Below are 19,140 nucleotides of genomic sequence, written 5' to 3'. Positions count from 1 at the left end.
CTAGTGTCGTGTTCGACAAATAACGATTGGCGAACTTGGGGGTCAAATCATGAACAAATCCAATGGGGTGGAATGCCTGGCGTGGACGTGGGGCATTGCCCTTCTGGTGGGCTGTTTTGCGGCGGCGGCCCTGTGGGGCCTGGGCGGCTGGAGCTTCATGCAGGGCGCTTTCATGGGCGTTTTGTGTTTCCTGATCCTGGGTGCCCTGCTGACGTTGATGATGTGCCGAGGGTCCGCGGGGCCGGTCCAGGCGGGATCGGCGGGCGTGAATGGATCCGCCGGGGCGACGGCTGCGGCTGCACCGGCATCCACTCTGGCATCCACTCCAGCACCGGCACCGGCACCTGCGGCAGCACCTGCCGCCGATACCTCTGCGGCTGATGCGGCTGCGGCGAAAGCGGAAGCTGACCGGGCCGCTGCCGCGGCAAAAGCCGAAGCCGATGCCGCCGCCAAGGCGGAGGCCGATGCCGCCGCTGCTGCCGCAGCCAGCGCCGCCGCTACGCCTGCCGCTGCGGATGAGGCGGATGCCGGGGGCGAAGGCACCCGTCCCGAGGCCCTGGACGGCCCGCGTGGCGGCACGGCGGATGACCTCAAGCGGATCAAGGGCGTGGGCCCGAAGATGGAGAAGCTGTGCAACTCCTTGGGCTTCTACCACTTTGATCAAATCGCCGCCTGGACCGCGGAAGAGGTGCGCTGGGTGGATCAGAACCTGGAAGGCTTCAAGGGCCGCGTGACCCGCGATACCTGGGTTGATCAGGCCAAGCTTCTTGCCTCGGGCGGCGAGACGGAGTTCTCCAAGAAGGTCGACGACGGCGACGTCTATTGACCCGCCACGACCACCGATAGGATGTGCGGCCAAGTCGCGCATCCCCCTCCCGCCCCATGGCCCGCCGCAGTAGGCTGCCCCGCGATGCCAAACAGCAAACCCCCATCCGAGCGTGAGCACGCGTTGGTGCGCCAAATCAGGCGGGCGGCAGTTGTTATGGCGGTCACGATGATCCTGTGGATGGGTCTGCAATACATCGGTGGCGAGATGGAATGGCCGGTGCGGTTCCTGTTCCTCTTCGACATTGCGGCGTTTGCGGCACTGGTCTGGGCGCTCGTCGTGACGTATTGGGTGTACCGAGAACGCAAGCGCACGCGCGACGACCAGGGATGACAGCCGATGTTGCAGGATAAAGACCGGATTTTCACCAATATCTACGGCATGCACGACCGCACCCTTGCGGGGGCCAAGGCCCGGGGCCATTGGGACGGCACGAAGGATCTGATCGGTCTGGGGCGCGACAAGATCGTGGAGATCATGAAGGCGTCGGGCCTGCGCGGTCGCGGCGGCGCGGGTTTCCCGACGGGTCTGAAGTGGTCGTTCATGCCCAAGGAAAGCGACGGGCGCCCGGCTTATCTGGTGGTGAACGCTGACGAGAGCGAGCCCGGGACCTGTAAGGATCGGGAGATCATGCGCAATGATCCCCACACGCTGATCGAGGGCTGCCTGATCGCGAGCTTCGCGATGAACGCCAACGCTTGCTACATCTACATTCGCGGCGAGTATATCCGCGAGCGGGAGGCGCTGCAGGCCGCGATTGACGAGGCCTATGAGGACGGGCTTCTTGGCAAGAACGCCGCGAAGTCCGGCTGGGACTTTGACCTGTACCTCGCCCACGGCGCGGGGGCGTATATCTGCGGTGAGGAAACGGCGCTTCTGGAATCGCTGGAAGGCCGCAAGGGCATGCCCCGGATGAAGCCGCCGTTCCCGGCGGGCGCGGGTCTCTATGGGTGCCCCACCACGGTCAACAACGTCGAATCAATCGCCGTCGTCCCCACCATCCTGCGTCGCGGTGCGGAGTGGTTTGCGGGCTTCGGCCGGCCGAACAATGCGGGCACGAAGCTGTTCGCGATCTCCGGCCACGTAAACCAGCCCTGCGTCGTGGAAGAGGCGATGAGCATCTCGTTTGAAGAGCTGATCGAGACCCACTGCGGCGGCATCCGGGGCGGCTGGGACAACCTCAAGGCGGTGATCCCAGGTGGCTCCTCCGTGCCGTGTGTGCGCGGTGAGAACATGCGCGACGCGATCATGGATTTCGACTACCTGCGCAACGATCTGCAATCGGGCCTGGGCACGGCGGCGGTGATCGTGATGGATAACTCGACGGACATGATCAAGGCGATCTGGCGGCTCGCGGCCTTCTACAAGCACGAGTCGTGCGGCCAGTGCACGCCCTGCCGCGAAGGCACCGGCTGGATGATGCGGGTGATGGAGCGTCTGGTGAAGGGGGAGGCGCAGGTTGAGGAAATCGACATGCTCTTCGACGTCACCAAGCAGGTCGAAGGCCACACGATCTGCGCGCTCGGCGACGCGGCGGCCTGGCCGATCCAGGGCCTGATCCGCAACTTCCGCGACGAGATCGAGGACCGCATCCGCGTCAAGCGCGGCGGCACGGTCGAGATCGCGGCGGAGTGAGCGGCGATACGCATATCGCCCACCTCAACTGGGCCACCCTGCGCGCGCCCATCGGCGACCCGCTGGTGGAGCCCTTCGTCAGCGCCGTGCCCAAGGTCAATCCCCTGGCCGAGCGCAGCCCCGGGTTTGTCTGGCGCCAGGTCGATGAAGGCGCGGTGGCGCGCGCAGCGGGGTGGACGATTTTCGAAGAAAATCCGCGCCTGATCGCCTCATTCTCTGTCTGGGAAAGCGTCGAGCATCTGCGGGCGTTTGTTTATCAGACCGTGCATGGCGCCTTCTTCAAACGGGGCGATGCGTGGTTTGAGCCCAGTGAAAACCGCGGCCATGTTCTGTGGCCTGTGCCCGCAGGCCAATTGCCGAGCATGGCCGAGGCACGCAGCCGGTACGAGGCCCAGATCGCCGGCGCGCCGCTTCCGGGCACCTTTTCATTGACCGTGCCAGCCTGAAGGGAGCGCGCCGATGTGCCATGGTTCTTTGGATGCGAAGTTGTTGATGCGCGAGGCGGAGGACCGCGTGCGCGTGACCGCCGCTGCGGCGGACACCGCCCCAAGTGGCGCGCTGCCGCCGGAACTGATGGGCGGTTTGGCCGGGGTCTGGGCGCGCCTTGTGGCGGGCCTGTCCCGGCTGACGCAAACGCGGGTGAAGGCCTAGCTCAGGCCTTCCGGATTTCCGTAGCTGAAAGCGCCAATCACTTTGATAGTTTGCGCCCATTGAAACACCAATTCAAAGAGGTTCTTATGCGCGTTTCCCCCTTCATCGCCGCCACTGCCGCCCTTTTATCGCTGTCTGCCGCCGCCCAGGCGCAATCGATTGAGGATCTGTTGCAGCGCGAGTTGACCTTCACTCTGGATCAATTGGGCGATCCTGTGCGCGTCAACTTTGTGGAGCAGGCCATGGGCACCTCGAACGGCATCGAATATATCGCCAATTCCACCAACGGTGACGGGATTTTCACCGGATACACCAACATGGATAACGATCAGGGCTTCGACGACCTGGGCCAAGACTACGACGCGATCCATACCGGGTCCAACATCACGCTGCTGTTCTCGGAGCCGGTGCAAATGCTGCTGGTGGCAACGGCCAACGACAACGAAACCGGCGACGGATTCGATTTTGGCATAGTGCCGTATCAAACGGTCGATATTGAAATGGACGGCACCCTCATGCTCAGCGAGGACCCTTCGGGCACCTTGGCCCTGCTGATCGCGGATGAGCCGATGACCGAATGGGTCAGCGCAATTGACCACGACCTGCGCGACGGCATCGACCTGGCCTTCTTCGCCTTCCCCACCGTGGCGAGCAACTGAGGCCAATACGGGCCGCCTGTGGCCGCACGGACTCACCCCCGGGCGGCCCAAATCCGCGTCATCTTGCTGAGATTCCCTGATTTTCGTACATTTGCCCCAGAATGACCGGGCGAGCGTGCGCGCATTGACCCGGCGAGGTAAAGGGCAAAGGGCAGCGCGATGGTGCGTGTTTACTGGTATTCTCTGGCATTGATCTACCTCACCTGCGCCGTTCTGGGCGCGGCGATCTTTTATGGGCAATGGGGTTTGGGGGGCGGCATTCTGGGCGCGGTTGTCGGCGGCATGGTCGCCTCGGGCATCGCGATTGTCCTCAACACGCCTGAGCGGATGGAATCAGCGATCTACATCGTGCTGGCGCTGTTGTTCCTGACCCTTTTGGTCTGGCTGATCGTTACCTTCTGGGGCGTGCGGCTATGAGATTGGCCTGGGCAGCTCCGCTGGTGCTGGCCGCCTGCGTGACGCCCCAGGTCTATGTGACATCCATCGGTCCGCTGCGCGTCGTCCCGGACGCCGATGTGACGATCTTCAATCCCGTGGCCTTGCCCGATGGCACAGTGATCGAGCCGACGCCCATTCAGGGCGGGCTGGTCGTGCGCACGGTCAATGGCCGTGCGGTGCCGTTTGAGGCGCGCGACGCGGCGCTTGAGGCGCTGGAGGCCCATTGCCTCGATCAAGCGACCCCCCAGGTGCCGCTGTTTTTCGGCTGGAGAGAGTCGGGCGACGCGGGCGTTTGGTCGGCGGCGGGCTGCGACGTGCTGGACGGTGCCGCAGGCGGCTGATCCGGGGCGGAATAGCGCCGATCCGGGCAATAACTGCTTTGTGACATTGAATAACCGCAGAACTTGGCTGCATTGAAGGCGTCGGGAAGACGGGCAGAGACCTTCAAGGAACCAAAAAAAGATGATTACTCCCTTCCGTATTGTGGCCGTCGCTGGCGTACTTTTGGCGACCGGTCTTTTCACGACACTGGGCCACGCCCAAGCCGACCGCTGGCAGGTGCTGCGCGATGACCCCGAGATCCACCAGGGCCTGACGGTTATTGCCGTGGGCCGCCATATCCAGAACGTCTGCGATGACATCAGCCCGCGCCTGATGCGCGCGCTGGGATTCGCCGAAGGATTGGGCGACCGGGGCCTGGAGCTGGGTGTTTCGCGCAGCGACATCTACGCATTCATTGACGATCGCGGCGAACAGCAGCGCTACCGCGAGGTGATGCACGGCTGGTTTGCGGCGCGCGGTGTCAGCCATACCGATGCAGAGGCCGTCTGTCGCATAGGGCGCGACGAAATTACCGCAGGCACGCCAATTGGCAGATTGCTCCGGTAGGGGTAGAAGCGGGTCTGACGGTCGCGCGGATGTGCGCGAATGATATGAGGGACCGACCCATGACCGACCTGCGCACGATCATCATCGACGACAATGAGGTAGAGGTCGATCCCGCCATGACCCTGATCCAGGCCTGTGAGCAGGCCGGGATCGAGATCCCGCGTTTCTGCTATCACGAGCGTCTGACCATCGCCGGCAACTGCCGCATGTGCTTGGTCGAGGTCGTGGGCGGCCCGCCCAAGCCCGCAGCAAGCTGCGCGATGCAGGTGAAGGATCTGCGCCCCGGGCCCGAGGGGGCGCCGCCGGTGGTCAAGACGAATTCGCCGATGGTGAAGAAGGCCCGCGAGGGCGTGATGGAGTTTCTGCTGATCAACCACCCGCTCGATTGCCCGATCTGCGATCAGGGTGGCGAGTGTGATTTGCAGGATCAGGCGATGGCCTACGGTGTTGATTTCTCGCGCTTCCGCGAGCCGAAGCGCGCTGTGGATAATCTGGAGTTGGGGCCGCTGGTGGGCACCGCGATGACGCGCTGCATCTCCTGCACGCGTTGTGTGCGCTTCATCAGCGAGGTCGCGGGCATGCCCGAGATGGGCCAGACGGGCCGGGGCGAGGATGCGGAGATCACCTCGTATCTGGGCGCGACGCTCGAATCAGAGATGCAGGGCAATATCGTGGACCTGTGCCCGGTGGGGGCTTTGACGAATAAGCCCTACAGCTTCACGGCCCGTCCGTGGGAGTTGACCAAGACCGAGAGCATCGACGTGATGGATGCGTTGGGCTCCAACATCCGGATCGACACCAAGGGACGCGAAGTGATGCGCATCCTGCCGCGCAACCATGACGGCGTGAACGAGGAATGGCTGAGCGACAAGTCTCGGTATGTGTGGGACGGGTTGAAGCGCCAGCGGTTGGATCAGCCCTACGTGCGCGAGAACGGCAAGCTGCGCCCTGCATCCTGGGGCGAGGCGATGGGCCTGGCGGCTGAGAAGATCAAAGGGGCCAGCAAGTTGGCGGGTCTGGTCGGTGATCTGGCCTCCACCGAGGCGGCGTTTGCGCTGAAATCGCTGGTCGAGGGCCAAGGTGGCGCTGTTGAGTGCCGCACCGACGGCGCGAAACTGCCTGCGGGCAACCGGGCCGCTTATGTTGGCACGGCGAGCATTGAAGACCTTGATGACGCGAGCGACATCCTTCTGATCGGAACGAACCCGCGCGCGGAAGCGCCGGTTTTCAACGCTCGGATCCGAAAAGCCTGGAGCAAAGGTGCCAACGTCGCCCTTGTGGGCGAGGCTGTCGACCTGACCTATGAGTATGCGCATTTCGGGCCCGGCCGTGGCGACCTGGCAAAATGGGCGGATTGCGCGGTTGAGAATATGCAGAAGGGGGGGCGTGGCGTCGTTATCGTGGGGCAGGGTGCCCTGATCGGAGACGACGGTTTGGCTGTGCTGGCCCAGGCCCAACGGATTGCGACCGAGGCCGGTGCCGGCCTGTTGGTCCTGCACACGGCGGCGGGCCGGGTTGGCGCGATGGATGTGGGCGCGGTGACCGAAGGCGGCGTGGAGGCGGCGTTGGACGGCGCGGATGTGGTCTACAACCTGGGCGCCGATGAGATGGATGTGCCCGCGGGCGCGTTTGTTGTTTACCAGGGCTCCCACGGGGATCGGGGCGCGCACCGCGCCGATGTGATCCTGCCAGGCGCGGCCTACACGGAAGAGACGGGCACGTTTGTGAACACCGATGGCCGGGTGCAATTGGCGCAGCGGGCGGGCTTCCCGCCGGGCGATGCGCGTGAGAACTGGGCGATCCTGCGGGCGCTGTCGGCCGAGGTTGGCGCGACGCTGCCGTTCGACACGATTGGCGCGCTGCGCCAGGCGATGGTGGCGGATGCGCCGCATCTGAAGATGATCGACGAGGTGATCGAGAACGAGGGCGACGCGCTGGAGTTGGCGGAGATGGGCGAGGGGGCCTTCGTGTCGCCGGTCACGGACCATTACCTGACCAATCCCATCGCGCGGGCCTCCAAGTTGATGGCCGAGTTGAGCGCGGGCGCGAAGGCGCGCGGTAGCGCCAAGATCGCGGCGGAGTAGCGTCCCGTGCGGATCGCTCCGCTGCGCGTCGCCCCCTCTTCCACCCTGACGGGTGTCATCGCAGTCGTTTTGGTGGCCTGTCAGCCTGTCGATGACGGCCCGACGCTGCAAGAGGCCCCTCCGGCGAGTTATGATGGGGTGCAGACGCGGCTTCTGGATGAGGATCTGGTGAATTTCCGCGCCCAGATGACGGGCGTCGCCTCGCGCGCCGATCTGAACGCCTATGCGCGATGTGCGGCGGCCCAATACACGCTGATCCGAGGTTATTCCTTTGCGCGACATGTGCGCACAAGTATCACCGAAGAGGGTGGCGTTTGGGCCGCAGATGCGGTTTACACCATCTCGCCGGACCTCCCGCGTGGGTTGCAGACCCTTGAAGCAGAAGTAGTTGCGGCCGATTGCGCTGAGCAAGGGATACCGACGGTTTAAGGGACGCCCCATGGTTGAATTTTTCACGCAGACGACGTTGGGCATGGGCCTGCTGATCCTGTTGCAGTGTCTGCTTCTGGTTGTGCCCTTGTTGGTGGCCTTGGCGTTTCTGATGTATGCCGACCGCAAGATCTGGGCCGCGGTGATGATGCGCAAGGGCCCCAACGTGGTGGGCGCGTTTGGTCTGCTGCAGTCTTTTGCGGATTTCCTGAAGTATATCGTCAAGGAAATCGTGGTGCCCGCGGGCGCGGACCGGGCGGTGTACTTCCTGGCGCCGATTGTCAGCCTGGTGATGGCGCTGATCGCCTGGGCGGTTATTCCGTTCAACGATGGCTGGGTGTTGTCCTCGCTGAACGTGGCCGTTTTGTACGTCTTCGCCGTGTCCTCGCTGGAGGTTTACGGCGTGATCATGGGCGGATGGGCATCGAACTCCAAGTACCCGTTCCTGGGGTCTTTGCGGTCTGCGGCGCAGATGATTTCCTATGAGGTGTCGATTGGCTTGATCATCATCGGGGTGATCATCTCGACAGGCTCGATGAACTTTGAGGCCATCGTGGCCGCGCAGGATGGCAGCTACGGCATCCTGAACTGGTACTTCCTGCCGCACTTCCCGATGTTGTTCCTGTTCTTTATCTCGGCGCTCGCCGAGACGAACCGCCCGCCGTTTGACCTGCCCGAGGCCGAGGCCGAACTCGTCGCGGGCTACCAGGTGGAATACTCCTCCACCCCGTTCCTGCTGTTCATGATCGGAGAGCTCGTCGCCGTCGTCTTGATGTGCGCGCTGACCGTCCTGTTGTTCTTCGGCGGCTGGCTGTCGCCGATCCCGGGCCTGCCCGATGGGGTCTTCTGGATGATCCTGAAAATGCTGGCGGTGTTCTTCATGTTCTCGATGGTGAAGGCGATTGTGCCGCGCTACCGCTATGATCAGCTGATGCGCCTGGGGTGGAAGGTGTTCCTGCCATTCTCGCTCTTCTGGGTTGTCTTCGTGGCCTTCATGGCCCGCTACGAAGTGCTTGGCGGCTTCTGGGCCCGCTGGGCCGTGGGGGGCTGAGGGATGGTCGTAAACCGCATTTGGGTTGCGCTGAACTCTGCCAGTGAGCAAGAGCTTCAAGCCTTTTCGGAAGACATTTATAGCAATTCTGCAATGCAGCTGCTGTTTGAGAAACAAGAGGTCGACGAAGAAGGCGATCTGACTCCAGTTGGCCTAGCGAGGTTTTTGAGGGGCTTCGCTTCGGATCAGGTCAAACAAATGGTAGTAAGTGGGACGGATAAATGACCCAAATCGACTACACTCGCGCCGCGAAGTACTTCCTGCTGGCGGACTTCTTCAAGGGCTTCAAGCTGGGGATGAAGTACTTCTTCGCCCCCAAGGTGACGATCAACTACCCGCACGAGAAAGGGCCTCTGTCGCCTCGGTTCCGCGGCGAGCATGCCTTGCGCCGCTACCCGAACGGGGAAGAGCGCTGCATCGCCTGTAAGCTGTGCGAGGCTGTGTGCCCGGCGCAGGCGATCACCATTGACGCCGAGCCGCGCGAAGACGGGTCCCGCCGCACCACGCGCTACGACATCGACATGACCAAGTGCATCTACTGCGGCTTTTGCCAGGAAGCCTGCCCGGTGGATGCCATCGTGGAAGGCCCGAACTTCGAGTTCGCGACCGAGACCCGCGAAGAGCTGTACTACGACAAGGAAAAGCTGCTGGCCAACGGCGAGCGCTGGGAATCGGCGATTGCTCATAACCTTGAACTGGACGCGCCGTACCGATGACCGACGCATCCAACCCCTTCGAGGCGCTGTTCAAGCAGACCCAGGACATGACCGAGGCGTGGCTGAAGGCGGCGGCGCCCGCCATGTCATCCGGCCAGTTCGAGAAGATGTGGCCCGAGGTTCCCGCAGAGATGCTGGAAGCGTTTTTGGGCAAGCAGTTCAACCCCGAAGGGCTCGACGCCAAGACGCGGTTGTTGCTGACCCTGCAGGGGCTGACCATTCAGGGCGCGGTGGCTGAGCCTCAGATCCGCCTGACCGTGCGCCAGGCGATTTCCGTGGGTGCCACGCCGCAGGAGATTGCGGAGACGATTGGGCTTGCCAGCCTCTTCGGCGGGATGCCCGCGATGAACAAGGCGATGGAGCTGGCCAAACAGGCCATCGATGACGGAGAGGACGACTGAGATGACCATTGCGGATTTCACCTTCTACCTCTTCGCGCTGTCGGTGGTCGCGGGCGGGCTGTTTACCGTGACCTCGAAAAACCCGGTGCATTCGGTCCTGTGGCTGATCCTGGCGTTCCTGTCCTCGGCGGGCCTCTTCGTGCTTTTGGGCGCAGAGTTCGTGGCGATGCTGATGATCATCGTCTACGTCGGCGCGGTCGCGGTTTTGTTCCTGTTCGTGGTGATGATGCTGGACGTGGATTTCGCCGAGTTGAAGGCGGAGATGGCCAAATACGTGCCCCTGGGCGGGCTGATTGGCGTGATCCTTCTGATGCAGCTGACCCTGGCGTTCGGGTCCTGGACCTATTCCGAGGGGGTGGACAGCCGCCTGGGCAACCCCGCGCCGCCGCTTGATGTGGCCCACAACACCCAGGCCCTGGGCCTGATCGTCTATGACCAGTATTTCCTGGTGTTCCAGCTGTCGGGCCTGATCCTGCTGGTCGCCATGGTGGGGGCAATCGTGCTGACCCTGCGCCACCGGGTGGACGTGAAGCGGCAGGATGTCGTGGCCCAGATGATGCGCGATCCGGCCAAGGCGATGGAACTGAAAGATGTGAAACCGGGGCAGGGCCTCTAAGGCCCGGACCCGGACGCAAAGAGACAAATCGCGGACATACCGCGGAGGGACAACGAGAATGACCATAGGTCTTGAACATTATCTGACGGTGGCCGCGGCCCTGTTTGTGATCGGCATTTTCGGGATCTTCCTGAACCGCAAAAACGTCATCATCATCCTGATGTCGCTGGAACTGATGTTGCTGTCGGTGAACATCAACATGGTCGCGTTCTCGTCGTTCCTGGGCGATCTGACGGGGCAGGTGTTCACGCTGTTCATCCTGACGGTCGCCGCGGCCGAGGCCGCCATCGGCCTGGCCATCCTGGTGTGTTACTTCCGCAACCGCGGCACCGTCGACGTCGAAGACGTCGCGACGATGAAGGGGTAAGGGCATATGGAAACGATCCTCCTCTTCGCGCCTCTCGTCGGTGCGATCATTTGCGGCTTCTCCTGGCGGTTGATCGGGGAACAAGCGGCCTGTGTCGTGGCGACGGGCTTCCTGTTCCTGTCGTGCCTTCTGTCGTGGATCGTCTTTATCGGCTTCGATGGAGAGACCTATACGCGGTCGCTGTTTACCTGGATCGAGAGCGGGACGCTGTTCACCGATTGGGCGATCCGTGTGGATCGTTTGACGGCGATCATGCTGATCGTGATCACCTCCGTGTCCGCCTTGGTTCACCTCTATTCCTTCGGCTACATGGCCCATGACGAGAACTTCAAGGACGGCGAAAGCTACCGCCCGAGGTTCTTCGCCTACCTGTCGTTCTTCACCTTCACGATGTTGATGCTGGTCACAGCGGACAACCTGTTGCAGCTGTTCTTCGGCTGGGAAGGCGTGGGCGTGGCCTCGTACCTGTTGATCGGGTTCTACTTCCGCAAACCCTCCGCTGGGGCGGCGGCGATGAAGGCCTTCATCGTCAACCGCGTGGGCGATTTCGGCTTCCTTCTGGGCATTTTCGCCCTGTTCTGGATGACCGACAGCATCCAGTTCGACGTCGTCCTGGGCATGGGCGCAGAGCTCGCTGAGATGTCGATCACCTTCCTGGGGTGGGAGATGAATGCGGCTGAGACCATCGCCTTCCTGCTGTTCATCGGTGCGATGGGCAAGTCGGCGCAGCTTTTGCTGCACGTCTGGCTGCCGGACGCGATGGAAGGCCCGACGCCGGTGTCGGCGCTGATCCACGCCGCGACCATGGTGACGGCGGGTGTGTTCCTCGTCTGCCGCATGTCGCCGATCATTGAATACGCGCCGTTGGCGGGGAACTTCATCATCATCGTGGGGGCTTTGTCGGCCTTCGTGGCGGCGACTATCGGCCTGGTGCAGAACGACATCAAACGCGTGATTGCCTATTCGACCATGTCCCAGCTTGGCTACATGTTCGTGGCCGCGGGCGTCGGCGTCTACTCGGTCGCGATGTTCCACCTGCTGACCCACGCGTTTTTCAAGGCGATGCTGTTCCTCGGGGCGGGCTCGGTCATCCACGCGATGCACCACGAGCAGGATATGCGAAACTATGGCGGGCTGCGGAAAAGGATCCCCTATACCTTTGGCGCGATGATGATCGGAACCCTGGCGATCACCGGTGTCGGTATTCCGCTCCTTTACATCGGCTTCCCGGTGGGCTTCGCGGGCTTCGTGTCCAAAGACGCAGTCATCGAGAGCGCTTACGCCTTCGGCGGCGACCTCGGCCAGTTCGCTTTCTGGGCGCTGGTCATCGGCGCGCTCTTCACCAGCTTCTACTCCTGGCGCCTGATGTTCATGACCTTCTACGGCGAGGCGCGGGGCAACAAGCATACCCATGAGCACGCCCATGAAAGCCCCTGGACCATGACCGTGCCGCTTGGCGCGCTGGCCGTGGGGGCGGTGCTGGCGGGCATGGTCTGGTACGGCAGCTTCTTTGGAAAAACCAACTACGTCGCGCAGTTCTTCGGCGTGCCCTACGCGGTTGAAGAGCATCATGAGGAGCATGCGGATGCGGGCCACGGTGATGAAGAGCACGCCGATGACGGCCACGGCGACGACCATGCCGAGGAAAGCCACGGCGAGACGCACTACGTCTTCACCGGCGCCCCGGGCGAGGGCGCGATCCACCATGCGCCTGACAACCACGTGTTGAACGATGCGCACTCCGTGCCGACCTGGGTCAAGCTATCGCCGTTTTTCGCGATGCTGCTTGGGTTTGCGACGGCATATCTGTTCTACATCCACAACCCGTCGATCCCGGGCCGCCTCGCGCAGCAGCAAAAGCCGCTCTACAACTTCCTGCTGAACAAATGGTATTTTGACGAGGCCTATGATTTCCTCTTCCTCAAGCCCGCCCAGTGGCTGGGTCGCTTCCTGTGGAAGCGCGGGGATACCGACACCATCGACGGCGGGATCAACGGTTTGGCGATGGGGATCATCCCCTTCTTCACCCGCCTCGCGGGCCGTGCGCAGTCTGGCTACATCTTCCATTACGCGTTTGCGATGGTCGTGGGGATCGTTGTCCTCATCACCTTCGTCACCTTGAGCGCGGGGTAAGGCATCATGGATAACCTGATCTCCATCGTCACATTCCTGCCACTGGTGGCAGCGCTGATCATGGCCGTGTTCCTGCGCGGCGAGGATGAGGCCGCGCAGATGAACGCCAAGCGCCTTGCCCTGGCCGCGACGGCTGCGACGTTCCTGGTGTCGATTTTCTTGCTGGTGCAGTTCGATCCGTCCAACACCGGCTTCCAACTGGTGGAAGAGGCGCCGTGGCTCTTTGGTCTGACCTACAAGGTCGGCGTCGATGGCATCTCGATCCTCTTCGTGATGCTGACCACGTTCCTGATGCCGATCACCATCGCGGCCTGCTGGGGCGTGAAGACGCGCGTGAAGGAGTATATGATCGCGCTTCTGATCCTGGAGACGCTGATGATCGGCGTTTTCGTGGCACTCGACATGGTGCTGTTCTACCTGTTCTTCGAGGCGGGCCTGATCCCGATGTTCCTGATCATCGGCATCTGGGGCGGGGCGAACCGGATCTACGCGTCCTTCAAGTTCTTCCTCTACACCTTCCTCGGCTCCGTCCTGATGCTGGTCGCCATGGTGGCGATGTATGTAGATGCGGGCACCACGGACATCCCGACGCTTCTGAACCACAACTTCGGCACGGAGACCTTCAGAGTCGCGGGCTTCACCGTCGTCGGCGGCTTGCAAACGATGCTGTTCCTCGCCTTCTTCGCGAGCTTCGCGGTGAAGATGCCGATGTGGCCCGTCCACACCTGGCTGCCCGACGCGCACGTGCAGGCGCCCACGGCGGGTTCCGTCGTGCTGGCGGCGATCCTGTTGAAGATGGGCGGCTACGGCTTCCTGCGCTTCAGCTTGCCGATGTTCCCCGTCGCCTCCGACATCTTTGCGCCGCTGATCCTGTGGCTGAGCGTGATTGCGATCATCTACACCTCGCTGGTGGCGATGGTCCAAGAGGACATGAAGAAGCTGATAGCCTATTCGTCTGTGGCGCACATGGGTTTCGTGACCATGGGCATCTTTGCGGCAAACCAGAATGGGGTGGATGGAGCGATCTTCCAGATGATCAGCCACGGGTTCATCTCGGGCGCGTTGTTCCTGTGCGTCGGCGTGATTTACGATCGGATGCACACCCGCGATATCGACGCCTACGGCGGCCTCGTCGTCCGGATGCCCGCCTATGCCGCCGTCTTCATGCTCTTCACCATGGCCAACGTCGGCCTGCCGGGCACCTCCGGGTTTGTCGGCGAATTCCTCACGCTCATTGGCGTCTTCCAGGTCAACACCTGGGTCGGCCTTCTGGCCTGTACCGGCGTGATCCTGTCGGCGTCCTATGCGCTATGGCTCTACCGCCGGGTTGTCTTCGGCGACCTGATCAAGGAGAGCCTGAAATCCATCACCGACATGACATCCCGCGAGCGCGCCATCTTCGCGCCGCTGATCGTCATGACCCTGCTTTTGGGCGTCTACCCGAGCCTTGTGACCGACATCATCGGCCCCTCGGTCAGCGCCCTCGTTGATAACTATGACCTGGCCGTGGCGGACTTTGCGTCCCACACCCAAGTCGCCGCCAGCCATTAAGGACCCGCGCCATGATCTCCGCTGATCTTGCCATTCTGACGCCCGAGATTGTCCTGTCGCTGTTCGCGATGGCGGGGCTTCTGGGGGCCGTTTACACGTCTAAGGACGCGCTGGCGTCCGCCATGTGCTGGGGCACGGCGGCGCTGTTCATCATCATGGCGTTCTACATCGGCGTGACGGGCGGCGGCGAGAACGTGGCGTTCAACGGCATGTTCGTGGATGACGCCTTCTCGCGCTTTGCCAAGATCACCATCCTTCTGTCTGCCGCCGCGATCCTGATGATTTCGCAGGACTATATGGCGAAGGCGGATTTGCTGCGGTTCGAGTTCCCGGTCCTGATCATCCTCGCCGTCGTGGGCATGATGATGATGGTCTCCGCCGGAGACCTGATCGCGCTTTACATGGGGTTGGAGCTGCAATCGCTGGCGCTTTACGTCGTGGCCGCAATGCGCCGCGACTCGGTCCGGTCCACGGAAGCGGGCCTGAAGTACTTCGTCCTGGGCGCATTGTCGTCGGGCCTGCTGCTCTATGGTGCGTCGCTGACCTATGGGTTCGCAGGCACCACGCAATTCGCGGGCATCATTGAGGCGGCACAGGGCGGCGACATGCCTTTGGGTCTGCTCTTCGGCCTTGTGTTCATCACCGCGGGCCTCGCCTTCAAGGTCTCTGCCGCGCCGTTCCACATGTGGACGCCGGACGTGTACGAGGGCTCTCCGACGCCGATCACCGCGCTCTTCGCCACGGCCCCCAAGGTTGCCGCGATGGCGCTCTTTGCCCGCGTCGTCCATGACGCCTTCGGCGGTGTCATCGGCGATTGGCAGCAGATCGTGGCGTTCCTTGCCGTCGTCTCCATGTTCCTCGGCGCGATCGCGGCGATCGGGCAGACGGACATCAAGCGCCTGATGGCCTATTCCTCGATCAGCCACATGGGCTTTGCGCTGATGGGCCTGTCGGCAGGCACCGCGCAGGGCGTGGAGGCGATGCTGATCTACATGGCGATCTACGTGGCGATGAACATCGGGACCTTCGCCTTCATCCTGACGATGGAGCGGGACGGGCGCCATGTGACGGAAATCTCGTCGCTGTCGGCCTTCGCCACCAAGGAACCGACGAAGGCGCTGGCGATCCTGGTCCTGATGTTCTCGCTGGCCGGCGTGCCGCCGCTTCTGGGCTTCTTCGGCAAATACGCCGTGCTGGTGGCCGCCGTGGATGCGGGCCTTGTGTGGCTTGCGGTTGCTGGTGTCATCGCGTCTGTCATCGGCGCGTTCTACTACATCCGCATCATCTACCTGATGTATTTCGGGGAGGCAGGCGAAGGTGCGCTCGACGGGAAGATGGGGCTGGTGCCCTACGTCGGCCTGATCGGCATGGCCGTGGTCATCGGCCTGGGCTGGGTGCCGGGTGTGAACCTCTTCGGGATCGAGGCACCGGCGCAAACCGCCGCCGCGATGCTTACCCGCTAAATGGCCGACTGGCCCGCAGGTGTGGGCCGTCGTGTCCTGTCAACGACCGACAGCACCATGGCCGAGGCCGCCCGCATGGCCCCCACGCTGGCGGGGCCGGAGTGGGTGTTGGCCTTACAGCAAACCGCCGCCAAGGGCCGCCGGGGCCGGGCGTGGTCCATGCCTGACGGCAACTTCGCCGCCTCGCTGACCTTCCGCCCCCCGGGCGATGTCGCGCAGATCGCGTTACGGTCTTTCGTGGCGGCCAACGCCTTGCGCGACGCGTTGATCACTTTGGGCTGCCCGGCCGAGGATCTGTCGCTGAAATGGCCCAACGATGTCCTGCTTAGGGGCGGAAAACTGGCGGGGATCCTGCTGGAAAGCCTCGGCGACGGGCGCGGCGGGGTCGCGCACCTGATCATCGGGATTGGCGTAAACCTGGCCCATGCCCCTGATCCGGGGCAGGTGGAGCCCCAGGCCCTGCGCCCCGCAGCACTTGGCCTGCCGGTCACCCCTGAGGCGCTGCTGGACGTGCTCGCCCCCGCCTTCGCCACCCGCGAGCACAGTCTTGCCACCTACGGCTTCGGCCCCACGCGGACCGAGTGGCTCGCCCATGCGGCAAAGCTGGGGGAGGTCATCACTGCCCGCCTGCCGACTGAAGAGGTCACCGGCACCTTTCGCACCATCGACGAGGACGGCAACCTGATCCTCGACACCGCCCATGGCACCCGCGCCATCGCGGCGGCGGATATCTATTTCTAAGGGAGAGGCCCCATGCTCCTCTGCATCGATTGCGGCAACACCAACACTGTCTTCTCCATCTGGAACGGGGAGGAGTGGCTGTGCACCCTGCGCACCTCCACCCACCATTCGCGCACGGCGGACGCCTATTTCACCTGGTTCTCGACGCTGCTGACCCATTACGGGATCGAGCCGCAGATCGAGGATGTCATCATCTCCACCACCGTCCCGCGCGTCGTGTTCAACCTGCGGGTCTTCTGCGACCGGTTCTTCGGATTGCGGCCCTGGGTCGTGGGCAAGCCCGATTGCGAGCTACCGATCCCGCCCCGCGTGGACTATGGCACCGGCGTCGGCCCGGACCGCCTGGCCAACGCGGCGGCGGCGTTTGACCGCCACGGCGGCGACTGTGTGGTGGTGGATTTCGGCACGGCCACGAACTTTGACGTCGTGGCCGAGGATGGTGCCTACGTGGGCGGCGTGATCGCGCCCGGGGTGAACCTGAGCCTGGAGGCGCTGGCGCTTGGCGCCGCAGCCCTGCCGCATGTGGACATCACCAAGCCCGAGAAGGTCATCGGCACCAATACCGTGGGCTGCATCCAGTCCGGCGTGTTCTGGGGCTACGTCGGCCTGATCGAGGGGATCACCGCGCGGATCAAGGCGGAGTACGGCAAGCCGATGAAGGTCATCGGCACCGGTGGCCTCGCCCCCTTGTTTGCGCAGGGCGAACTGTTATTTGACACCATCGAAGAAGATTTGACGATGTACGGCCTGACCGTCATCCATAAATACAACAAGGATAAAAACCCCTCATGAGTAGTGCCAATCGCCTCATCTACCTCCCCATCGGCGGCGCCGGGGAGATCGGGATGAACTGTTATGTCTACGGCTATGGACCGGAGGGGCAGGAGCGGTTGATCGTGGTCGACACGGGCGTGGCGTTTCCCGATATGGACGGCCAGCCGGGGGTGGATCTGATCCTGCCGGACGTCGAATGGCTGGAGGACCGCAAGGACCGGATCGACGGCATTTTCATCACCCACGCCCATGAAGACCACGTGGGTGCCATAGGGCACCTGTGGGAACGGTTGGAAGCCCCTGTCTATTGCCGCAAATTCACCGCGATCCACGCGATGCGCAAGATGGACGAACGCGGGCATGACCTGACCCATGTGCATGTGGTGGAGGCTTACCCGGCGGTGGTTGAGGTGGGGCCGTTCACGGTGTCTTTTGCGCCGGTATCGCACTCGATCCCCGAGGCCTCGGGCCTGGTGATCGACACGGCGGCGGGCCGGGTGATCCACTCGGGCGATTTCAAGATCGACCGCAACCCGGTCGTGGGCGAGGCCTTTGACGAGGACATGTGGCGCCAGATCGCCGCAGACGGCGTGCTGGCCTATGTCTGCGATTCGACCAACGTGTTTTCACGCCACCCGGGCCGCTCGGAATCCGAGCTGCCGCCGCAGATCACCGAGCTGGTGGCGAATGCGCGCGGGATGGTTGTGGCCACGACATTTGCCTCCAACATCGCGCGATTGCAGACCCTGGCGGACGCGGGCATCGCCGCTGGACGCTCGATCTGCCTGATGGGCCGCGCCATGCAGCGGATGGTCAAAGCGGGCCGAGAGGCCGGCGTGCTGACCGACTTTCCCTCTACCGTGTCGCCCGAGGAAGCCCTTGATATCCCTCGCGAAAGCCTGATGCTGATCGTGACGGGCTCGCAAGGCGAACGCCGCGCGGCCTCGGCCTCGCTGTCGCGGGGCAAGTACCTGGGTCACGAGTTGAAAGAGGGGGACACGTTCCTCTTTTCCTCCAAGACGATCCCCGGCAACGAGGTTTCTGTCGGCTACATCCAGAACGCTTTGGCCGAGATCGGGGTCGAGATTGTTGACGATCACTCCGGTTTCTACCACGTCTCGGGCCACGCAAACCGGCCGGATATCGAGTTCATGCACGAGGTGCTGAAACCGCAGGTCGTGGTGCCTTGCCACGGTGAATTCCGCCATCTGCGCGAGCACGCCCGGCTGGCAATGGGCAAGGGCATGACGGGGGTCGTCGCGGCCAATGGTATGCTGGTGGAACTGACCGGCAACGCCCCCGGCGTGACCGAACATTTCGAGATCGGGCGCACCTACCTGGATGGCGACGCCTTCGTGGGTCAATACGACGGTGTCATCCGCGAGCGGATGAAGATGGCCATGAACGGGATGGTCGTTGTCGCGCTGATTGTGGATGAGGGCGATGAAGTCCTGGAGGATGCCTGGGTGCAGCTGAAAGGCTTGCCAGAGGTCGGATCCTCGGGCGCGCCGTTGCAGGAGCTGGTGGAAGATGACATCGCCCGGCTGCTGCCGCGCCTGGATGCGAAGGTCATCGACGACGACGACAAGCTGGAGGAGGCGGTGAAGCGCGTGGCGCGAAAGGTCTGCCTTCAGGAGATCGGCAAGAAGCCGGAAGTCACGCTATTGGTGAGCCGCCTGATGGCGGAGTAAGTCCTTGCTTTGAAACGCAAAACGCC

Annotated in this window: 23 protein-coding genes; all 23 read left to right on the top strand. The window is 63.1% G+C overall.

Going from position 1 to position 19,140, the window contains the following annotated elements:
- The first annotated feature begins 49 nt into the window (after window positions 1-49).
- The 23 genes from AC6I9R_RS18175 (at window position 50) to AC6I9R_RS18065 (ending at window position 19,114) form a co-directional block, all read left to right on the top strand.
- Window positions 50-826, top strand: coding sequence for a helix-hairpin-helix domain-containing protein (locus tag AC6I9R_RS18175; protein ID WP_461428861.1), 777 nt, complete (start codon window positions 50-52; stop codon window positions 824-826).
- Window positions 827-847: 21 nt separating this feature from the next.
- Window positions 848-1,159: a DUF5337 domain-containing protein gene (locus tag AC6I9R_RS18170; RefSeq protein ID WP_461428860.1), complete on the top strand. Its 312-nt coding sequence runs from the start codon at window positions 848-850 to the stop codon at window positions 1,157-1,159.
- A 6-nt stretch (window positions 1,160-1,165) separates the two neighbouring features.
- Window positions 1,166-2,461 (top strand): NADH-quinone oxidoreductase subunit NuoF, encoded by a 1,296-nt coding sequence (nuoF, locus tag AC6I9R_RS18165; protein ID WP_461428859.1) that lies wholly within the window; start codon window positions 1,166-1,168, stop codon window positions 2,459-2,461.
- Window positions 2,458-2,907 (top strand): DUF3291 domain-containing protein, encoded by a 450-nt coding sequence (locus tag AC6I9R_RS18160; RefSeq protein ID WP_461428858.1) that lies wholly within the window; start codon window positions 2,458-2,460, stop codon window positions 2,905-2,907. The genes nuoF and AC6I9R_RS18160 overlap by 4 nt, the downstream gene beginning before the upstream one ends.
- Before the next feature lie 13 nt (window positions 2,908-2,920).
- Window positions 2,921-3,112 (top strand): hypothetical protein, encoded by a 192-nt coding sequence (locus AC6I9R_RS18155; RefSeq protein ID WP_461428857.1) that lies wholly within the window; start codon window positions 2,921-2,923, stop codon window positions 3,110-3,112.
- 86 nt (window positions 3,113-3,198) lie between these two features.
- A complete protein-coding gene (locus tag AC6I9R_RS18150; RefSeq protein WP_461428856.1) occupies window positions 3,199-3,771 on the top strand; it encodes a hypothetical protein in 573 nt (190 codons plus the stop codon).
- 159 nt (window positions 3,772-3,930) lie between these two features.
- The gene (locus AC6I9R_RS18145) at window positions 3,931-4,188 is read left to right on the top strand and encodes a hypothetical protein (RefSeq protein WP_461428855.1); all 258 of its coding nucleotides are present in this window, start codon (window positions 3,931-3,933) and stop codon (window positions 4,186-4,188) included.
- On the top strand, window positions 4,185-4,550 hold the full coding sequence (locus AC6I9R_RS18140; protein ID WP_461428854.1) for a hypothetical protein: 366 nt from the start codon (window positions 4,185-4,187) through the stop codon (window positions 4,548-4,550). Before AC6I9R_RS18145 ends, AC6I9R_RS18140 begins: the two co-directional genes overlap by 4 nt.
- A 121-nt stretch (window positions 4,551-4,671) precedes the next feature.
- On the top strand, window positions 4,672-5,097 hold the full coding sequence (locus AC6I9R_RS18135; protein ID WP_461428853.1) for a DUF5333 domain-containing protein: 426 nt from the start codon (window positions 4,672-4,674) through the stop codon (window positions 5,095-5,097).
- A gap of 59 nt (window positions 5,098-5,156) precedes the next feature.
- Window positions 5,157-7,181: an NADH-quinone oxidoreductase subunit NuoG gene (gene nuoG, locus AC6I9R_RS18130; RefSeq protein ID WP_461428852.1), complete on the top strand. Its 2,025-nt coding sequence runs from the start codon at window positions 5,157-5,159 to the stop codon at window positions 7,179-7,181.
- Between the two features lie 6 nt (window positions 7,182-7,187).
- Window positions 7,188-7,610, top strand: a complete 423-nt coding sequence (locus AC6I9R_RS18125) for a YNQ4 family lipoprotein (protein ID WP_461428851.1) — start codon at window positions 7,188-7,190, stop codon at window positions 7,608-7,610.
- A 10-nt stretch (window positions 7,611-7,620) separates the two neighbouring features.
- Entirely contained in the window at window positions 7,621-8,661 is a 1,041-nt protein-coding gene (gene nuoH / locus AC6I9R_RS18120) for an NADH-quinone oxidoreductase subunit NuoH (protein ID WP_461428850.1), read from the top strand.
- Between the two features lie 3 nt (window positions 8,662-8,664).
- Window positions 8,665-8,886 (top strand): hypothetical protein, encoded by a 222-nt coding sequence (locus AC6I9R_RS18115; protein WP_461428849.1) that lies wholly within the window; start codon window positions 8,665-8,667, stop codon window positions 8,884-8,886.
- The gene (nuoI, locus tag AC6I9R_RS18110) at window positions 8,883-9,377 is read left to right on the top strand and encodes an NADH-quinone oxidoreductase subunit NuoI (protein ID WP_461428848.1); all 495 of its coding nucleotides are present in this window, start codon (window positions 8,883-8,885) and stop codon (window positions 9,375-9,377) included. Before AC6I9R_RS18115 ends, nuoI begins: the two co-directional genes overlap by 4 nt.
- Entirely contained in the window at window positions 9,374-9,778 is a 405-nt protein-coding gene (locus tag AC6I9R_RS18105) for a carboxymuconolactone decarboxylase family protein (protein WP_461428847.1), read from the top strand. The genes nuoI and AC6I9R_RS18105 overlap by 4 nt, the downstream gene beginning before the upstream one ends.
- A 1-nt stretch (window position 9,779) precedes the next feature.
- Window positions 9,780-10,394 carry an NADH-quinone oxidoreductase subunit J gene (locus AC6I9R_RS18100; RefSeq protein WP_461428846.1) on the top strand — a complete coding sequence of 205 codons (615 nt, stop codon included), beginning with the start codon at window positions 9,780-9,782 and terminating at the stop codon, window positions 10,392-10,394.
- A 58-nt stretch (window positions 10,395-10,452) separates the two neighbouring features.
- Window positions 10,453-10,761 (top strand): NADH-quinone oxidoreductase subunit NuoK, encoded by a 309-nt coding sequence (gene nuoK, locus AC6I9R_RS18095; RefSeq protein ID WP_461428845.1) that lies wholly within the window; start codon window positions 10,453-10,455, stop codon window positions 10,759-10,761.
- A 6-nt stretch (window positions 10,762-10,767) separates the two neighbouring features.
- Entirely contained in the window at window positions 10,768-12,894 is a 2,127-nt protein-coding gene (gene nuoL, locus AC6I9R_RS18090; protein ID WP_461428844.1) for an NADH-quinone oxidoreductase subunit L, read from the top strand.
- A 6-nt stretch (window positions 12,895-12,900) separates the two neighbouring features.
- Window positions 12,901-14,445, top strand: coding sequence for an NADH-quinone oxidoreductase subunit M (locus AC6I9R_RS18085; RefSeq protein ID WP_461428843.1), 1,545 nt, complete (start codon window positions 12,901-12,903; stop codon window positions 14,443-14,445).
- An 11-nt stretch (window positions 14,446-14,456) separates the two neighbouring features.
- Complete coding sequence (gene nuoN / locus AC6I9R_RS18080) at window positions 14,457-15,908, top strand: NADH-quinone oxidoreductase subunit NuoN (protein ID WP_461428842.1); 1,452 nt, start codon at window positions 14,457-14,459, stop codon at window positions 15,906-15,908.
- On the top strand, window positions 15,909-16,649 hold the full coding sequence (locus AC6I9R_RS18075; RefSeq protein ID WP_461428841.1) for a biotin--[acetyl-CoA-carboxylase] ligase: 741 nt from the start codon (window positions 15,909-15,911) through the stop codon (window positions 16,647-16,649).
- Window positions 16,650-16,661: 12 nt separating this feature from the next.
- Window positions 16,662-17,441 (top strand): type III pantothenate kinase, encoded by a 780-nt coding sequence (locus tag AC6I9R_RS18070; protein WP_461428840.1) that lies wholly within the window; start codon window positions 16,662-16,664, stop codon window positions 17,439-17,441.
- A complete protein-coding gene (locus AC6I9R_RS18065; protein WP_461428839.1) occupies window positions 17,438-19,114 on the top strand; it encodes a ribonuclease J in 1,677 nt (558 codons plus the stop codon). The genes AC6I9R_RS18070 and AC6I9R_RS18065 overlap by 4 nt, the downstream gene beginning before the upstream one ends.
- The last annotated feature ends 26 nt before the right edge of the window (window positions 19,115-19,140 follow it).

It is taken from the genome of Gymnodinialimonas sp., assembly GCF_059726805.1.
Note: the sequence above shows the minus strand (reverse complement) of the source record. Positions and strands in the feature narration are given on the sequence as shown.